Genomic DNA, 17,660 nt, shown 5'->3' on the forward strand with positions numbered 1-17,660 from the left:
GTGGGGGCGCGAGGGGGTGCTGCGCGGCTGGCGCCCCCCCGCCCCCCAGCACCCCGCCCCCCCCCCCCCCGCCGCCGCCCCCCCCGCCCCCCCCACTACAGGTGCGCTCAGTTGTGCGTCGTCGGCCGCAACTGCAGGCGCAGGTCCTTGCCGAGCATGCGGGCGTCATGCAGCTCCAACGACAGGGCCTGGGCCATATGCTCAATGCCAAGGCCCGCCAACAGCGGCCGCGCGCCATCGCCCATCAGCAAGGGCGCCATGTACAGCAATAGTTCGTCGACCAATCCGGCCTTGAGCAAGGCACCACACAAGGTTGGTCCCGCTTCGACATGCACCTCGTTGATGCCACGCGCCGCCAGCATCGCCATCACCCCGGCCAGATCAAGCCGGCCATCGTCCTGCACCCCCACCCCGGCAAATTCGGCATCCTCCAGCGCGGGCGGCGGCAGCGACGGATCGTGCAGATACAAAGTCGCCGCATCACCTTCGCGCACACGTCTGCATTCCAATGTGCGCAAGCGGGCATCCAGCACCACCCGCAATGGCGGCAGGAATTCGCCAGCCTCTGGGCGTGCTGTCAGCAGCGGATCATCTGCCAACACCGTGGCCGCGCCCGTCAGGATGGCGCCCGCGCGGGCACGCCACTGCTGCACGTCGGCACGCGCCGCCTCACCGGTGATCCACTTGGATTCGCCATTGGCCATTGCGGTGCGCCCATCCAGGCTGCCGGCCAGTTTCACCCGCACAAACGGCCGGCCACGCTCGATGCGCGATAGAAAGCCGTGGTTGAGTTCACGCGACTGCGCGGCCATCAAACCCACCTCGACGGAGATACCGGCCTGGCGCAGCAGCGCAAAGCCGCCGCCGTCCACATCGGGGAAGGGATCGGCCATCGCCGCCACCACCCGGCCCACGCCCGCATCGATCAACGCCAATGCGCAGGGCGGCGTGCGGCCATAGTGCGCGCAGGGCTCCAGGGTGACGTAAGCGGTAGCGCCACGCGCGCGCTCACCGGCCTGGCGCAACGCAAACACTTCGGCATGCGGGCCGCCAGCGCGCTGATGCCAGCCCTCGCCCACCACCTCATCGCCCTGGGCAATGACACAACCCACCATGGGATTGGGGCGGGTGGTCCAGGCCGCGCGTTCGGCCAGGCGTAGCGCGCGAGCCATCAGCAGGTGATCGGTGGCGGTGAACTGACTCATCGGTAAAACCTCATTGCGATTGTGCTGCCCGTTCGGCAGTAGCCGTGCGCCAAGTGTATGCGCACCGGTGCCAGCACCCGTGTTTCCGGCAAATCAGGGAGATCCGGTATCGGTTGCCATCACCACGATCGCCAACGGCCCCAATTGCAGCTCAGCATGCACACGCCAACCCAGGCTGCGATACCACGCCACCATCGGTGTTTCGCAATACAGATACAGTACCGGCACACCCAGCGCCGCCGCCTGCGCCACGCAGTGGGCCACCAGCGTTGCGCCGACGCCTTTGCCGCGCGCGGCTTCGTCTACATACAGCGAGGCCAGCCAGGGCGACCAGCCGCGGATCTGTTCGTGATCGTCATGCAACAGGCTGACCGAGCCCAGCCAGCCACTGTCATCTTCGGCCAGCCAGGTGCAGGGAATGCCGTCGCGCTGCTGCGCACGCAGCTCGGCCTCGGCCTGGGCCAGCGTCCAGTCCGGCAGCAGCATGCCGAAAGCCTGCACATGGGCAAGCGCGATCGCCGGCAGCAGTTCGGGCCGGTCCTGCAGATTGATGATCTTCATCGGATTCAACTCACGCGGCCACGCTCGGCGGCCTGCACATCCAAACAACTAGTCGTTCACACGCTGGAACACGCCAACGCCCCAGGCAGCAAAGCGCACGCCCCCCTCCGCCTGCTCCAGCACCATGCCCATCGTCTCCGGCTCGCACATTCCTACCGCGCAGCCATCGAACAGCACCTGGTAGCTGGGCCGCAGCGGCGGTTGTAACGGCAAACGCAGCGTCGCCCCGATGCCAGAGAAGTGCAAACGCAGGCCAGTCACCACCTGCCCCGGTGCCGGCGACGGGAAACGATAGGTATTTCCCCCGGCCAACCCGCCTTCAGCAGCCAGCTCGCCCTGGGCCAGCTCCAATACCACCTGCACGCCGTCGCTGGCTACGCCGCTCATTGGATCGAGCAGATTCACGTACAGCGGCCTGCCTGCTACGTGCGTGTCTGCCAGTTGCGCCTGCAGCTCCTCGAGCTCGCCCTGGCCGCTGCGATCAGCCGGATCCGGACGCGCCTGTTGCAGGTCGGCCAGCAGCTGCTGCAACTGCGCGCGCTCGGCTGACCTGGCTTCATACGGCACCAACTGCACGGTGCTGGCGAGGTCATCGCGCGGATGCAGCAACAGCATGCCGTCCTCCAGCGACCATTGCCCTTTCGAGCTCCGCGGCAAGGGAGACAACGCCAGCTGCAACGCATAGTTCCCGCCGACACCCAACTCCAGCAGCGAGCCTGCAAATGCGTCTTCGACGACACGATAACGCCCTGCCAGCATCGCTGGCGTACAGGCATCCCCCACACAGGAAGTTGGGTCGCGCTGCGTTTGATCCAGCGCGGCAACAGCGTTGAAAGCCTGCTGCGCGGCCAACCGGGCGCGCTCAGCCGGATCCGCAGGACTGGACCGCTCCTGCGCATGCGCAGTCGTGGCCAGCCACAACGCGGCCACGACCAACCCATTGCGTGAGAACCGCCGCCCCGTTGATTGCATCACCACTTCGGCCTCCCTACCGAGCCAACCAACCCGTCAGCGCTTGCCGCCCTTGCCTGCCCGTGCCGCTTCCGCCCGCGCATGCGCCAACAGAGGCAGCTGATCCTCGTCACTGGAATGATCACGCTCGAGCTTTTCGATCTCGTCGCGGAAATCGGCCACGTCCTCGAAGCTGCGGTAGACCGAGGCGAAGCGCACATAGCCGACATGGTCGAGCTTGCGGAGCTCATCCATCACGAAACCGCCGACCTTGATCGACGGCACCTCGCGTTCGCCGCACATACGCAGGTGGTGCACCACCGCGCGTACTGCCGCCTCGATGCGTTCTTCGGACACTGGCCGCTTCTGCAGCGCGCGGTCAAAGCCAACCCGCAGCTTGCGCGCATCGAAGGCTTCGCGGCCGCCATCACTCTTCACGATGACCGGCAACTTGAGCTCGATCGTTTCCAACGTACTGAAGCGCTCGCCACAGGCTTCGCAGCCACGGCGGCGGCGGATGGTGGCGCCATCTTCGGAAACGCGTGAATCAATCACGCGTGTGTCAGTGTGCTGGCAGAAAGGGCAGTACATCGCAGACTCAGCGTAAAAAAGTTCGTTGGTAGTGAACATCGTACGACACCGGCAAGATAATCACGCTCTTTACCGGGAGCTTGTCAATGCCGCAGCGTGCCGGGACAAACTGCATCGCGCGGATGACATTTTCGGCCAACGCCGCAAAACCAGCTTCACTGACACACACGGCATCCGCCGTCATCACGTGCCCGCCTTCATCGATAAGCGCCACCACCTGTGCGCTACCAGACTTATTGGCCTCGATCATCTCCACCGGATACTCGGCCTGACGGGGATTTGACAAAGGCTGCACGGGATCACAGTCGGTGACGACCGGCGGCCTCGCCGCGATCTTCCGCACCTCATCCCCTCTCAACAACTGCACTGCCCCAACACTGCACACACCCCAGTCGGAGTCGTATGTAACGCCAAGAGGCTGCCCGCTATCCGAAGTATCGATTTTTAGTTCGACCAGGTTCGGCGCGGGCTTTAGCTCCGTTGACTTGGCAGGATCAGAGGCAAAAACGTTGCCGCCAGACATCAGCGGCAACAACAACGGGAATACGAGCAATCGTTTGTTCGTCATTCCCGTTATCTCCGCGTCAGCCGTAAACCGGGTACTTGCGGCACTGCGCACTGACTGCATCACGCACGCGGGCGATGACGGCTTCGTCGGCCGGGGCGTCCAGCACGTCGGCAATCCAGTTGGCCAGTGCCACGCAGTCGGCTTCCTGGTAACCGCGGGTGGTGATGGCCGGGGTGCCCAGGCGCAGGCCCGAGGTCACGAACGGCGAACGCGGGTCGTTCGGCACCGAGTTCTTGTTGACGGTGATGTGGGCCTTGCCCAGCGCCGCTTCCGCATCCTTGCCGGACACATCCTTGCCGATCATGTCGACCAGCATCAGGTGGTTCTGGGTGCCACCGGAGACGATCTTGTAGCCGCGCGCGATCAACGTGGTGGCCATGGCCTGGGCGTTCTTCACCACCTGCTGCTGGTAGGCCTTGAATTCCGGCTCCAGTGCTTCCTTGAAGGCCACGGCCTTGGCGGCGATGACGTGCATCAGCGGACCGCCCTGGATGCCCGGGAACACGATCGACTGCAGCTTCTTCTCGATCTCTTCGCCAGCGCCCTTGGCGATGATGATGCCGCCGCGCGGACCGCGCAGGGTCTTGTGGGTGGTGGAGGTGACCACGTGCGCGTGTTCGATCGGGCTCGGGTACACGCCAGCAGCGACCAGGCCGGCAACGTGCGCCATGTCCACGAACAGATAGGCGCCAACCTTGTCGGCGATGGCGCGGAAGCGCGCCCAGTCGACGACCTGCGAATAGGCGGAGAAACCAGCCACCACCATCTTCGGCTTGTGCTCCAGCGCCAGGCGCTCGACTTCGTCATAGTCGATCAGGCCGGCTTCGTTCACGCCGTACTGGATCGCATTGAAGATCTTGCCCGAGGCATTGACCTTGGCACCGTGGGTCAGGTGACCGCCATGGGCCAGGCTCATGCCCAGGATGGTGTCGCCCGGCTGCAGCAGTGCGAAGTAGACGGCCTGGTTGGCCTGCGAGCCGCTGTGCGGCTGCACGTTGGCGTAATCGGCGCCGAACAGCTGCTTCAGACGGTCGATGGCCAGCTTCTCGGCGATGTCCACGTACTCGCAGCCACCGTAGTAGCGCTTGCCCGGGTAGCCCTCGGCGTACTTGTTGGTCAGCTGGCTGCCCTGGGCTTCCATCACCATCGGGCTGGCGTAGTTCTCGCTGGCAATCAGCTCGACATGGTCTTCCTGACGCTGGCACTCATCGGCAATGGCCTTGGCCAACTCGGGATCGTAGGACTCGATACGGGCTTCACGCGGGAACATCACAGCTCCTGGTACGGGGGCGAGGGAGCTGTCGATTGTAACCCGTCCTTCCGCCACAGAACCCGGCCCGGCGGTGGCGTTTGAAACCTTCGAGCTGGCCCACAAACGCGGAAGGCGCCCCGGGGGGGGCGCCTTCCTTGACCATTGGTCCGGGCTTATTACCCCCGGCCTCAATGATTGAACACGATGTCGGCGATGATGCCGGTGGCGATGGCCACCATCAGCATGTTGCCGCGGTCATCGCGGATCCAGCGGTGGCCGTAGGGCGGGCGGCGCACGTGGTAACGGTCGTAGTCATTGACCACATAGACCGGGCCGCCGTAGTAATTGCTGTACCGGTGGCCACGTTCGAAGCCATACGGGCGATACACCACGCGCGGCGGCGCGTAGTAGCGGCGGTCGTTGTAGCGGGCATCGCGGTAGCCCTCGCGGTAACCATTGCTGTAATGACGACGGTCGTCACGGCGGTCGTGGCGATCATGGCCGTGGCCACGGCCGCGATCATGGCCCCTGCCACGGTCATCCCAGCCATGGCGGCCACGGTCGTGGTCGTCGCGGTCACCTGCCGCCAAAGGCCGGGGCGGTGGCACCAAATGCCAGCAGGGTGGTCATCGCTGCAACAGCTAAGCGGTTCATCTTCATGGGTGGCCCTCACTGGGTTGGTGGACGGTTTCCATAATGCTCACTTCATCTGAACAGTTTCCGGCTGGAAACGGTTACGGCCTTTCCCATTCATAAATCAGCAAGGGCAGCCACCGTCAAGCCGGGCATCAGGGGTTGCGGTTATAATGAGCGATTCCCTTTTGCTTTGCGCCCTGTCCCCCCCGGACCGGGTGCAGGCGTGCGCTACGGAGACGTCATGTCCTCGCAATACATCTACACCATGAACCGCGTCAGCAAGGTGGTCCCGCCCAAGCGGCAGATCATCAAGGACATCTCGCTGTCGTTCTTCCCGGGCGCCAAGATCGGCCTGTTGGGCCTGAACGGCGCCGGCAAGTCCACCGTCCTGAAGATCATGGCCGGCGTGGACACCGATTTCGAGGGCGAGGCCCGCCCGCAGGCCGGCATCAAGGTCGGCTATCTGGAGCAGGAACCGCGCCTGGACCCGGCCCAGACCGTGCGTGAAGCGGTTGAAGAAGGCGTGGGCGAAGTGCTGCAGGCCCAGGCCGCGCTGGACAAGATCTACGACGCTTATGCCGAGGAAGGCGCCGACTTTGATGCACTGGCCAAGGAACAGGAACGGCTGGAAGCCATCCTGGCCGCCGGCGATGCCCACACCCTGGAGAACCAGCTGGACGTGGCCGCCGACGCGCTGCGCCTGCCGCCGTGGGATGCGGTGATCGGCAACCTGTCCGGTGGTGAAAAGCGCCGCGTAGCCCTGTGCCGCCTGCTGCTGCAGAAGCCGGACATGCTGCTGCTCGACGAACCGACCAACCATCTGGACGCCGAGTCGGTGGAATGGCTGGAACAGTTCCTGGCGCGCTACACCGGCACCGTGGTGGCCGTCACCCATGATCGCTACTTCCTGGACAACGCCGCCGAGTGGATCCTGGAACTGGACCGCGGTCGCGGCATTCCGTGGAAGGGCAACTACACCGAATGGTTGATGCAGAAGGACGAGCGCCTGAAGCAGGAAGACAACCAGGAAAAGGCTCGCCAGAAGGCGATCCAGAAGGAACTGGAGTGGTCGCGGCAGAACGCCAAGGGTGGCCGTACCAAGGGCAAGGCCCGTCTGGCCCGCCTGGAAGAACTGCAGAGCGTTGACTACCAGAAGCGCAACGAGACCAATGAAATCTTCATCCCGCCGGGCGAGCGCCTGGGCAACTCGGTGATGGAGTTCAAGAACGTCTCCAAGAAGTTCGGCGAGCGCCTGCTGATCGACAACCTGTCGATGATCATCCCGCCGGGTGCCATCGTCGGCATCATCGGCCCGAACGGTGCCGGTAAGTCGACCCTGTTCAAGATGATCACCGGCCAGGAAAAGCCGGATTCGGGCGAGATCGTGGTCGGCCCGACCGTCAAGCTGTCCTACGTCGACCAGAGCCGCGACGCGCTGACCGGCAACCACAATGTGTTCCAGGAAATCGCTGGCGGCCTGGACATCCTCAACATCAACGGTGTCGAGATCCAGTCGCGTGCCTACATCGGCCGCTTCAACTTCAAGGGCCAGGACCAGCAGAAGATGGTTGGCTCGCTGTCCGGTGGTGAGCGCGGTCGCCTGCACATGGCCAAGACCCTGCTGCAGGGTGGCAACGTGCTGCTGCTCGACGAACCGTCCAACGACCTGGACATCGAAACCCTGCGTGCGCTGGAAGATGCGTTGCTGGAGTTCCCGGGCAACACCTTCGTCATTTCGCATGACCGCTGGTTCCTGGATCGCATCGCCACGCACATCATTGCCTTTGAAGGTGACTCGCACGTGGAGTTCTTCCAGGGCAACTACCGCGAGTACGAAGAGGACAAGAAGCGTCGCCTCGGCGACGATGCCGGTCCTAAGCGCCTGCGTTTCAAGGCACTGAAGTAATACCCGACAGACGGCCGCCCAGTGCGGCCGTCTGCTTTTGCGGTGCCCAAAGCAGGCGCGGGACACCGCTTTAGCCCCTCTCCCGCCTGCGGGAGAGGGGTTGGGGTGAGGGCAAGCTCTGCGCAAGAAACTGGCATCGCTTGTTTTTGTCAGAAAAGCTCAAAGAGCTGAAGAACGGGTGAAGCTCCCCCTCATCCGTCCCTTCGGGGCACCTTCTCCCGCACGCGGGAGAAGAAAAGACAGGACTCCGCCTTCCGTTCCCGCAACGGACGGGCCCAAGCCCCGCTCCCGCCTCCGGCACCCTCTTCCACCCAGCCAGAGGCAATGCCTGCAATCCACGGAATCACCATGTCCCTGCTAGACCGAATCTTCAAACTGCAACAGCACGGCACCAGCGTCCGCACCGAGGTGCTGGCCGGCATCACCACCTTCCTGACGATGTCCTACATCGTCTTCGTCAACCCGGAGATCCTCGGCACCACCGGCATGGATCCGGGCGCGGTGTTTGTGGCGACCTGCCTGGCGGCCGCAATCGGCTCGGCAGTGATGGCGCTGGCCGCCAACTACCCGGTCGGCATGGCCCCAGGCATGGGCTTGAACGCCTTCTTCGCCTTCACCGTGGTCGGTGCCGCCGGCCTGCCCTGGCAACAGGCGCTGGCGGCGGTGTTCATTTCCGGCATCGTGTTCTGGGTGCTCTCGCTGACCGGCATCCGCGCCTGGCTGGTGGCCGGCATTCCCGCCTCGTTGCGCTCTGCCATCGTTGCCGGCATCGGTCTGTTCCTGGCCATCATCGCGTTGCAGAAATCCAATGTGATCGTCGCCAATGAAGACACCATGCTCACGCTCGGCCCGCTCAATACCGCACCGCCGCTGCTGGCACTGGCCGGTTTCCTGCTGATCGCCATTCTCGAAGCACGCAAGGTGCGCGGTGCGATCCTGATCGGCATTCTCGCCGTCACCGGCATTGGTTGGGCAATCGGCTCGGTGCAGTACCAGGGCATCGTCTCGCTGCCGCCAAGCCTGGCCCCGACCTTCCTGCAACTGGACCTGCCAGGGCTGCTGCACCACGACGGCGGCGCGCCGCTGGCGGTGCTGCTGCAGGTGGTGCTGGTATTCGTGCTGGTGGAAGTCTTCGACGCGACCGGCACGCTGTATGGCGTGCTCGGACGCGCCGGCCTGTTGAAGCTGGCGGACGGCAAGAAGCGTTTCAGCCGCGCCTTGCTGGCAGACAGCAGCGCGATTGTCGCCGGCTCCCTGCTGGGCACCAGCTCCACCACCGCCTTTGCCGAAAGCGCCTCCGGCGTGCAGGTCGGCGGTCGAACCGGCCTGACCGCATTGGTGGTTGCCGCGCTGTTCCTGGCTGCGCTGCTGTTCTCGCCGCTGGCGGCAATGGTGCCGTCCTATGCCACCGCACCGGCACTGCTGTTCGTCGCCGGGCTGATGCTGCGCGAGCTGGTGGAAGTGAAGTGGGATGACCTGACCGAGTCGGTGCCCGCCGCATTGTGTGCGCTGGCGATGCCGTTCACCTACTCGATTGCAAACGGCCTGGCCTTCGGCTTCATCGCCTATGCGGCGCTGAAGGCAGGCACCGGCCGCTGGCGCGAAGTACACCCGGCGGTATGGCTGGTGGCGAGCCTGTTCGTGCTGCGCTACGCGCTGGAATGATCGCGGTCGCGGCTCAACCCGAACGTGCGCGGGTCATCCGACCCGCATCACGACCAACGCAGCTGCCATGACCGCAGACGAACTGATCAGCGAGAACAAGGCCAGCGATACCGCGGTTCGCCATATCGTCGACCACACCGCTCGATCCTGGAAGAACTGCACCAGCGAGACGGCGGCGTAGATCATCCCCAGCAACGCCGCCATCAGCTGCGCATGCGGCAGCCAACGGTGCAGCAGCACCAGAACCGACCAGATGACGAATGTCTGCACGGTCAGCAGCGTGATCATCACCAGCCATTCGGGGTAATTCAGCTGGCTGTAGCGGCGGAACACCTGCCAGAACACCAGCGCTTCAATGGGCAGCAACATCAATGTGAACGCGGCAAAATGGGAGTCGATCCACGCCCCGACCGTGCGATAGGCGGCCATCACCCGCAGTACCTCGGCAGGCACTGCCTGCGCGGTCGCCATTGCTTCACTTGCACCGGTATCCATCATGCTGCCGCCGGTAATCAGCCGATTCAACAGCACCACCGCCGCCGCCATCATCGTGATCAGCAGCAGCGGCTTGACCTGGTTGCCACGCCGCCCTTCGATGTAATCGCGCAGCAACCTGCCCGGCTGCAGCATCAGCTGCTTCAGCGAATACAGAATGCCCCGGTCCATGTGCAGCACGCTGTGCTCCAGCTCATGGCCCAGGAAATGCCAGTCGATGCGGTGCGCCGGCGTCGGCTGGCCGCAGTTCGGGCAGTACTTCTGCTCAGGACCGCCGGTGGCGCGATCACAATTGATGCAACTGGTATCGACGTGCATCCCCATGCAGCGCCCCCGTTCATGGCAAGTCAGCATTCTAGAACGAGGCGAAGAATCTACGCCATCGCCCAGCTGCCGGCAGCCCAATGCCAGCTGCGCGCACTACCACCGTAACCCGGCCGCTCCCGCCGCCGGCCGGCATCGATGCAGTCCTGCCCGGCACGACCTAGTTGTATTGGATGGTGAACGTCGCCGTGCCGTTGGCCTTGCCGGGCGTCACCCTGCCGGCCCGGGTCTGGATGTAACGGGCACGCAGCGGCAGGCTGAAGCTGCTGCTACCCGCCACGCTGGCCCCCAGGTCGATGTTCTCGGCAAACCGCACTGTTTTCTCCGCGCTGCCATTGCGCTGCACCAGTTCGATGGCGATGCCGCCTGCCGCGTCCGCGACGGCAGCCAAGGGCAGGACACCCGGCAGATTGGAGCTGTCCTGGATCGCATCCAAGCGAATGCCGATCCTGCTCTGGTACTGGGCGACATTGCTGCCCTGGCATTCCAGGTGGATATCGAAATCGCGATCGACCGCACGCGTACCAACCCCGTTGAAGGTGCTGGCGGGTACCGATCCAAACTCGACCACGATGTTCCGGCTTCCTGCCTGCACCACGCAGGTGGGGTTGACCACGGTGGTTCCGGAACCCCTGAAGGTTGAGACCAGCACCGGTTTGATCGGGCCATCCCCATCGAAGTAATACGTGGTGAACCTGCCACTGGGAGCAATCAACCCCGAGCCGGTGATGGCTGCGGTCTTGATCAGTTCCACCCGGAACGTACCACCGACCAGACTCACCGCCCCGTTGGTATTCAGCGCCAACGTATGTGGATAAAAGGTCTGGATGGTGCCGGAGTCACGGTAGACACGAATACCCACGCCAGCAACATCGGTCGCATGGACATTGCTGAAGCCCGCCAGCAAGGTCTGCTGCGCGGCGTTGATGTAGCGCCCGTTGGCACTGCCCGAACCAGTACATTGCGCGACACGATCGCGCTGATCGATGTTGACCACCAGTTCCTTGATCACGCCACCTACCGGTAGACCCGGCAGTATCACCACCTGCCCCATATCCATCTGCACGTCCTGCGGCACGAAAGCGCCGGAGTTCAACGCGCATGCGGCTTGCGCTGTTGGCACCAGCAACGCCCCTGCAAGACCCAGGGCCACCGCCGCGTGACTGCGGCAAATTCCACGGATCAACGACATATTGCCTCCACCTTGACGAACCCCATGGGCTCGGCCTCATCCACCGCAGGCAGCTGATAGTCGATGCCGCAGCTCTGAGTGGCACCTTCACCCCATACAAGCTGCAGATGGCCGGCATCCTGTTCGCTACGCACATACAGACGCCCGGCCTGCCCGACCATGCCCACCGGCTGGCCCTGCGCATCGCGGGCCTGTGCCCCAAACGGCAGCAGTTGGCCATCACCATCACGCAGCTGCATCAATACCGCCCGGCCCTTGCGGGTTTCAAAACGGAGGAAGCTGATCGCGCCGGCATAGGGCGCCACCGATTGGCTGCTGCTCTCCAGCTCCACCCCCCGCGACATATCCTGCGGATCAAGCGTTACCGTGGTGAGCCGGTACGGTGCGGCATACGGCACAACCGCAAAACCGCGGCCATCGATGCGCACACCACTGGCATTGGTCAGGCGCGCATCGCGGGCGCCATCGGCCTGTACCACGACCATGGTGTCACCGCGCTGCGGGGTCAGCGTTACCCCTCCTGCATGGGCAACCAGGCTGCCGGTCGCCCCCACCGAGAACTGCCGGAAATCGCTGGACTGACCGTAGGAAGCAGTCAAGGCAGCATAGCGGCCCTGATAACCGGCATTGGCGATGCTGCTGCCACCGCCATCGCGACTGTCCGACAGCGCCAGGCCATAGCTGAAGCTGTTGTCCACGCCCAGGCTACCGGTGATGCCGAGTCGACTGCTGTCATAGCGACCACGGTCGCCCATGCCCAGATCGGCACTGACAGCCAACGGCCCTGCCTTGCGGCCCAGCGGCATGCTCACGCTCAACAGGTAGTGGGTATCTTTCTCAGCGTTCGGCCCCTGTTCGCTGCGCAACGCGGAGAAACCGAAGTTCAGTGATCGCCAGGTGTTGTTGTAGCCCAACTGATATTGCGTGCTCGTCCCCGCCACGTCATAGAAATCACGCACTGCGCCGGTCAGGTACAAGGCCCCCCAGCGCTGTCCCAAAGGCTGATTCAGGGTCAGCTGGAGCTGGCTGCGTTGGCGTCCGCCCGGCAGCGCGGCGAACCCACGATCGATGACATCACGCGCGTACAAGGCATCCTGCAGGCTGTAGAAGCCACGCGTCGAGTAGCGATACGCGGCCAGGGTCAGGTTGGTGCCGGTATCAGCGAACAAGGTGCTGTAGCTCAAGCGCATACTTGCGCCTTGGCGATTGCCCAGGCGCTGCAGACGGCTGCGGGCGTGGGTGACATCGGTGGCAAACGCGCCCCATCGCGTGGCCACACCTGCGCCATACAGCGCGGACGCATAGCCTTCGCTCAGCACGCTACCTGCATAGAGCGTGAGCTGGTTGCCGATACCACGCTGGTAAGTTCCCTGCAGCAGCCACGGTTCATCCAGCAGCCGCGTGTCGCGCACCTGTCCCGCAATCAATGCATAGCGCGACACTCCCGGGCGCAGCATCTGCGGCACCGAACCGAATGGCACCTTGAATTGCCGTTGGCGACCGTCCGCCTCGACCACCGTGACCTCAAGGTCACCGCCATAGCCGGTCGGGTAGAGATCCTCGATGACGAAGCTGCCGGGTGAGACCGTCGTCGAATAGATCAGCTGCTGGTTCTGGCGGATTTCCACCCGCGCATTGGTCTCGGCAATGCCACGCACCACCGGCGCGTAGCCGCGCAGCGCATCGGGCAGCATGCGGTCATCGCTGGCCAGGCTGATACCGCGATAGCCCACCGAATCGAACAGTTCGCCATTGCTGAAGGCTTCGCCGATGGTCAGCATTCCGCGCACTTGCGGGAAGCCACGCTGCGCATACGTCGCGATCCGCTGCCAATGGCTGCCATCGGCAACGGCTTGGTTCCAGGTCAGGTTGGCATCCTGTCGCAACTGCCAGCCGCCCATGTTCAAGCCCATGTTCAAGCCGAGATAGGCCGAGCGATTGCGGTCTCCCCCCGGAAGGCGGATATCACTGTCCATCGCATTGACGCTGTAGCCGATGAAGGCCGCATTGATGCCCCGGTCCCATAGCGCAGGATTGACGTAGCCGCGCGCCTCACGACGCAGGAATGCCTGTGGAATGCTCAGGTCATAACGCAGGTCGGCGCTGTTGTAGCTGCCAAAGGCATCGGCCATGCGTTGCGCCAATTGCACGCAATCTTCCGCCGCGGCCGCGGTATCCGCCTGCGGCGCGGCCTGTAGACGCGCGCTATCGACCCCCAGCTCTTCCAGCAATGCAATGCCAAGGCACGCGTCGACGACGCCTTCCGCGTTGGCCTTGAACTGCAGGTCGCGCCGCCCCTGCCAGCGGCCGTTGACATAGATGTCCACCCGGTAGCTGCCGGCAAGCATCGGGTTGCCATGGCTGAAAGCCGACAGATCAACCCGCTGGCCTTGCCCGGACAGGAAATCAGCGTCGAACTGTGCCGACGCAGGCATCGCTGCTCTGCCGGTCACACCCTGCGCGAGCAACATCTGCGCGTCAGGATTGGACGTTGCTGCTGGTGCCGCCATCGCCGCAGCGGAGCAAAGGGTGCCGGCCACCAGGCACAAACGCGGCACGAACAGCATCGGCCTGCGTGTCGCGATCGGCTGGGTTGACGTGCCCCATCTGCTCTGGCTCACACTGCTATTCCTTCAGGACGATTGCGCACGACAGCGCATCCATGGCCACCTTGGCACCTGGCTCCCGCCTCAACCGCCAGCGTCGACGCTGGCGGTGTGCTCGACCCGCCCGCCGTAGTCGTTGATGCTGATGAAGCGCACCCGCTCGACCTTTTCGCTGCTGTCGAATTGCAGGTTCTGGTGCGGGCCGACCATCCTGCCTTGGCGTTCCAACACACGTTCCGCAGCCGCATCCAGCGCATAAACTTCGGCCAGGGTCACGTGATAGGCGGTGGCATTGCTGACCCGCAGCTGCCCGTCCCGGTACTGCCAGCGCAGCGCCTGCGGCGCATCGTTGGCAGTACCCAGCAGGCCCTTTGGTCGATAGAACAACTTTATCCGCGAGCGGAAGGCCACCTGCAGATAGTTCTGTCCTTCCCCACCCGCCTGTGGCGAGGGCGGCACATCCAACACGTTGAGCCAGAACACCGATTCGCGATCCGCTGGCAGATCCGCACCGGTGAACACCAGCCGCAACGCCTGGCTGCGGCCGGACTCAACGCGGCTGATCGGCGGCGTCAGCATGAAGGGCGCATCGCTGTTCTCGGCGGTCTGCGTCTGGTCGCCCGCATCCACCCAGGCCTGCACCAGCGACGGTGCGTCCCCCACATTGTCCAGCTGCACCGTGACTTCACGTGCCTGCGCCGGGTAGATCACCCGCGTACCGTTGACCACAACCCCGGCCACCAACTGCGCAGGCAGCATCAGTCCAAGGCATAGCACTACCATCGAGATAGATCTGGTCACGGAATGCACACCTCGGAAAGCCCGCAGCAGCCAACCTGCAAGCAATCGCTGCTGCAAGCGGCGACGATCAGTTGTAGATGATCGTGTACTTCACGCTGCTGCTGACCTCACCGGGCGTCGCCGCACCGGTAGCGTAGTACTCCACGAAGTAGTTCAGGTCCGCGGTACCGCCGGCATTGACCGTCACCCATTGCGAATTGGCCTGGGTGCTGCCGGCACCGGCGCTCACCACGGGCAGGAACAGGCTGTTGCTGCCCAGCAATTGCAGCTGTACCTCGGTCGCAGCACTGGTTGCGGCGGCATTGTTCAGGCGCCCGCTGCCCAGGTCGACGGTGGCGCCTGGTTCGAAGTAGGTGGCTACATTGCCCGGATTGCACTGCGACAGATTGATCGAGAACGGTGTGCGGCCCGCAACCTGGCCGGCGGCAGCAAGCGTGCTGCTGGATACCGTCGGCAGGGTGACGGTGAAATCCTTGCCCTGTGGCGTGACGATGGTGCAGGTCTTGTCGGTCACTTCACCATTGAAGGTGATGGTGCCATCGACGGCGCTGGCAGTGAATGGCGCTACAGCCAGCACCAGAAGCGGGAGAAATTTGATGGTGCGCATTGCCGGTATCCAGCCCTTGAGAAGTGATGAGCGGCGGAGACAGCAAGGAACAGCGCGGACCCAAGCCCATCCTTGCGTTGTTTCCGCGTCAAAGCCAGCGACATCGCCGTTGACTCCGGTGCGCACCTTAGCGCTGTGGAACGTGACTTGCTCCACAAAATTTGCGAATTGAAAAATCCGCTGCGGCAAGACAGCGCTTGCACTGCCCGCAGCTGTACCGTTGCAGGGAAAGGTATGGATCACGCAACTCGGGCCTGCCTTGCCGACACTGCCAAACCTGCGCTTTCGCAGCCAGCAGCGGGCACGGAAGCGACTGCGAAATCAAGATTGATGTTGATCACGATCACCGCGTGATGCCTGCGGGCAGAACCTGCATTCGCCTCTTATCGACGGTCGTCGATTGGTGCTTACTGGAGCCCCACAACGCGGAGAATCGCCATGAGCCGATATTCTATGCTGGGTGTGGCACTGCTCTCGCTCACCTCGTTCGCACATGCCAGCGCCGGCACCGTGCATTTCAGTGGTCGTATCGTCGACCCCGGCTGCAAGGCCAGCCTAGCCCTCAGCCAGCAACAACTGCGCCTGGATCACTGCCCCTTGGCCGCACTGGGCGCCCAGGTGACCGTAGCCCCGTTTGCGGCAGACAGTGGCGCAACCCGCAACGGTGTACTGGCCAGACACGCACTGACCGCGACCGCTGGTCATTCCAACGCACGCGTGTTCTCGCAGAACTACCGGCTCGACGTACAGACCTGGCACCCCTCGGCAAATGGCTACCTGGTGGTCATCGACTATCCGTGACATCCGCCGCTGCTACCGGCAGGCCCGCACAGAACGGACCTGCCGGATGCGGTGCCAGCCCGGTCCGATCACGCCCTGGCCAACGGTTCCCTGGCCGCCTTCAAACTCCAGCGTCCCAACAGCAGCAGCACAGCGAACCCGTAGAGCGCTGCTGCCATCATCTGCATCCAGACACCCGGCACGAAGGCGAACAACGGCGTCGCTCCAGCCAGCACCAGGACCGCCAGCAATGGCAGCCGCAGCATCAAGGGGTCGGCCAGCAGCGCATAGCGGCGCAGGAACAGGAAGGCGGTGAGCAGGCAACCGGCCAACGCTGCCCAGGCGATACCGGCGATGCCACTCAGCGCCGGCACCAGCAGCAAGGCGAAGGCGTTGAGTCCACTGCCCGCCAACTCGTAGCGCATTGGCAGCAGCGTGTTGCCAGCCGCGTAGGCATAGCGTGCAAGCAGTGCGTTCCATGCGCCGAATACGATCACGCAGGCGAACCACGCCAACAACATCGGCAGCGGGCCTTGCGCCATGCCGGTTGGCAGCAGCAACACCACCAACGAAGGCGCGCTGGCAATCATGCCGGCCGCGGCGGGCAAGGTCAGGGTCGCCGTCAGCAGCAGGCCCAGGCGCAGCGCGTTGCGCCGCGCGACCAGGTCCTCGCCCAGCTGTGCCATGCGCGCCAGCACCACCTGGTTGAGGCTCATCAGCGCGACCAGCGGCAGGTTGACCAGCTTGCGGGCAAGGTTGACCAGCGTGATCGCGCCTTCGCCAAGCAACGAAGCACAGATGCGCTCCAGCAGGACCAGGCCCTGGCTGGCACTGGCACTGGCGAGCAAGGGCCCAAGCCGGGCGTACAGGCCGCGGGCATCCGCGGCTTGCCAACGCCAGCGCCAGGGCCGCCAGCCGCCGTGCCACAGCAAGGGCAGCACCGAGAGCAGCATCAGCACGGCACCGACAACAAACGCCCACGCCAGGCTGCGCTCGTCGGTCGCCGAGCGGCGCAGCAACAGCAGCAGCACGGCCGGCAGGTTGTACAGAAACGAGCCCAGCCCGGCCACCAGGAAGCGCTGTTGTGCCTGCCCGACTGCCGCCGCCAAGGCATGCACCAGCAACAGCGGCACCACGCCGCTCAATACCAACAGGCTGGAGGCGGCAGTGTGCCGCGCGTCCGCCGCCAAGCCCGGCCCGATCAAACGGACCCAAAGATCCGCGCCGGTCGCCAGCACAGCGGCGATCAAACCGCCCATCAGCAACAGGCTGCTCAACTGCGTGGACACCCATGCCGGGCGTCGCATCGCCTCCAGCTGCTGGTACAAGGGCAGCGCCGCGGAAGACAACAGCCCTGCCGCCAAGGTCATGCGGATGGCCTCTGGCACGAACAGGGCCACCAGGAAGCCATCGCTGCGCGCACCGGCGCCCCAGGCATCGACCAGCAGCCATTCACGCCCGAAGCCGAGCGCGAGCCCAGCCACGGTCACCAGGGTCAGCCAGAACGTGGCGCGGAACAT

The 17,660-nt window shown here is 64.3% G+C and carries 15 protein-coding genes and 1 pseudogene; 3 read left to right on the forward strand and 13 right to left on the reverse strand.

Annotation, left to right across the window (positions count from 1 at the left end):
- Positions 1-107 precede the first annotated feature (107 nt).
- The 7 genes and pseudogenes from ribD to AC1VXC_RS02500 form a co-directional block, all read right to left on the reverse strand.
- A complete protein-coding gene (gene ribD, locus AC1VXC_RS02470; protein WP_481539133.1) occupies positions 108-1,205 on the reverse strand; it encodes a bifunctional diaminohydroxyphosphoribosylaminopyrimidine deaminase/5-amino-6-(5-phosphoribosylamino)uracil reductase RibD in 1,098 nt (365 codons plus the stop codon).
- 93 nt (positions 1,206-1,298) lie between these two features.
- Positions 1,299-1,766, reverse strand: a complete 468-nt coding sequence (locus AC1VXC_RS02475) for a GNAT family N-acetyltransferase (RefSeq protein ID WP_481539132.1) — start codon at positions 1,764-1,766, stop codon at positions 1,299-1,301.
- A gap of 48 nt (positions 1,767-1,814) precedes the next feature.
- Positions 1,815-2,741: a hypothetical protein gene (locus AC1VXC_RS02480; protein WP_481539131.1), complete on the reverse strand. Its 927-nt coding sequence runs from the start codon at positions 2,739-2,741 to the stop codon at positions 1,815-1,817.
- 33 nt (positions 2,742-2,774) lie between these two features.
- Positions 2,775-3,308, reverse strand: coding sequence for a transcriptional regulator NrdR (gene nrdR / locus AC1VXC_RS02485; RefSeq protein WP_481539130.1), 534 nt, complete (start codon positions 3,306-3,308; stop codon positions 2,775-2,777).
- A 7-nt stretch (positions 3,309-3,315) separates the two neighbouring features.
- Positions 3,316-3,876, reverse strand: coding sequence for an energy transducer TonB (locus AC1VXC_RS02490; protein WP_313172372.1), 561 nt, complete (start codon positions 3,874-3,876; stop codon positions 3,316-3,318).
- Between the two features lie 16 nt (positions 3,877-3,892).
- On the reverse strand, positions 3,893-5,146 hold the full coding sequence (glyA, locus tag AC1VXC_RS02495) for a serine hydroxymethyltransferase (protein ID WP_313172374.1): 1,254 nt from the start codon (positions 5,144-5,146) through the stop codon (positions 3,893-3,895).
- Between the two features lie 170 nt (positions 5,147-5,316).
- A pseudogene (locus AC1VXC_RS02500) lies at positions 5,317-5,788 on the reverse strand (RcnB family protein).
- A gap of 217 nt (positions 5,789-6,005) precedes the next feature.
- On the opposite strand from AC1VXC_RS02500, the gene ettA reads away from it, so the two are divergent.
- The gene (gene ettA / locus AC1VXC_RS02505; protein WP_313317166.1) at positions 6,006-7,670 is read left to right on the forward strand and encodes an energy-dependent translational throttle protein EttA; all 1,665 of its coding nucleotides are present in this window, start codon (positions 6,006-6,008) and stop codon (positions 7,668-7,670) included.
- A 348-nt stretch (positions 7,671-8,018) separates the two neighbouring features.
- A complete protein-coding gene (locus AC1VXC_RS02510; RefSeq protein ID WP_313493110.1) occupies positions 8,019-9,335 on the forward strand; it encodes an NCS2 family permease in 1,317 nt (438 codons plus the stop codon).
- A 33-nt stretch (positions 9,336-9,368) separates the two neighbouring features.
- On the opposite strand, the gene AC1VXC_RS02515 is transcribed toward AC1VXC_RS02510, so the two are convergent.
- The 5 genes from AC1VXC_RS02515 to AC1VXC_RS02535 form a co-directional block, all read right to left on the reverse strand.
- The gene (locus AC1VXC_RS02515) at positions 9,369-10,154 is read right to left on the reverse strand and encodes a DUF3667 domain-containing protein (protein ID WP_313493108.1); all 786 of its coding nucleotides are present in this window, start codon (positions 10,152-10,154) and stop codon (positions 9,369-9,371) included.
- A 160-nt stretch (positions 10,155-10,314) separates the two neighbouring features.
- The gene (locus AC1VXC_RS02520; protein WP_481539129.1) at positions 10,315-11,346 is read right to left on the reverse strand and encodes a fimbrial protein; all 1,032 of its coding nucleotides are present in this window, start codon (positions 11,344-11,346) and stop codon (positions 10,315-10,317) included.
- Positions 11,337-13,967, reverse strand: coding sequence for a fimbria/pilus outer membrane usher protein (locus tag AC1VXC_RS02525; protein WP_481539128.1), 2,631 nt, complete (start codon positions 13,965-13,967; stop codon positions 11,337-11,339). Before AC1VXC_RS02525 ends, AC1VXC_RS02520 begins: the two co-directional genes overlap by 10 nt.
- A 69-nt stretch (positions 13,968-14,036) precedes the next feature.
- Entirely contained in the window at positions 14,037-14,753 is a 717-nt protein-coding gene (locus AC1VXC_RS02530; protein WP_481539127.1) for a fimbrial biogenesis chaperone, read from the reverse strand.
- Between the two features lie 67 nt (positions 14,754-14,820).
- A complete protein-coding gene (locus tag AC1VXC_RS02535; RefSeq protein ID WP_313172387.1) occupies positions 14,821-15,360 on the reverse strand; it encodes a fimbrial protein in 540 nt (179 codons plus the stop codon).
- Between the two features lie 438 nt (positions 15,361-15,798).
- Here AC1VXC_RS02535 and AC1VXC_RS02540 point away from each other — a divergent pair, with 438 nt between their 5' ends.
- Positions 15,799-16,161, forward strand: a complete 363-nt coding sequence (locus AC1VXC_RS02540) for a hypothetical protein (protein WP_481539126.1) — start codon at positions 15,799-15,801, stop codon at positions 16,159-16,161.
- Positions 16,162-16,229: 68 nt separating this feature from the next.
- Here the strand turns inward: AC1VXC_RS02540 and AC1VXC_RS02545 are convergent, their stop codons facing one another.
- Entirely contained in the window at positions 16,230-17,660 is a 1,431-nt protein-coding gene (locus tag AC1VXC_RS02545; protein ID WP_313172392.1) for a lipid II flippase MurJ, read from the reverse strand.

This window comes from Stenotrophomonas sp. STEN033 (assembly GCF_056856655.1).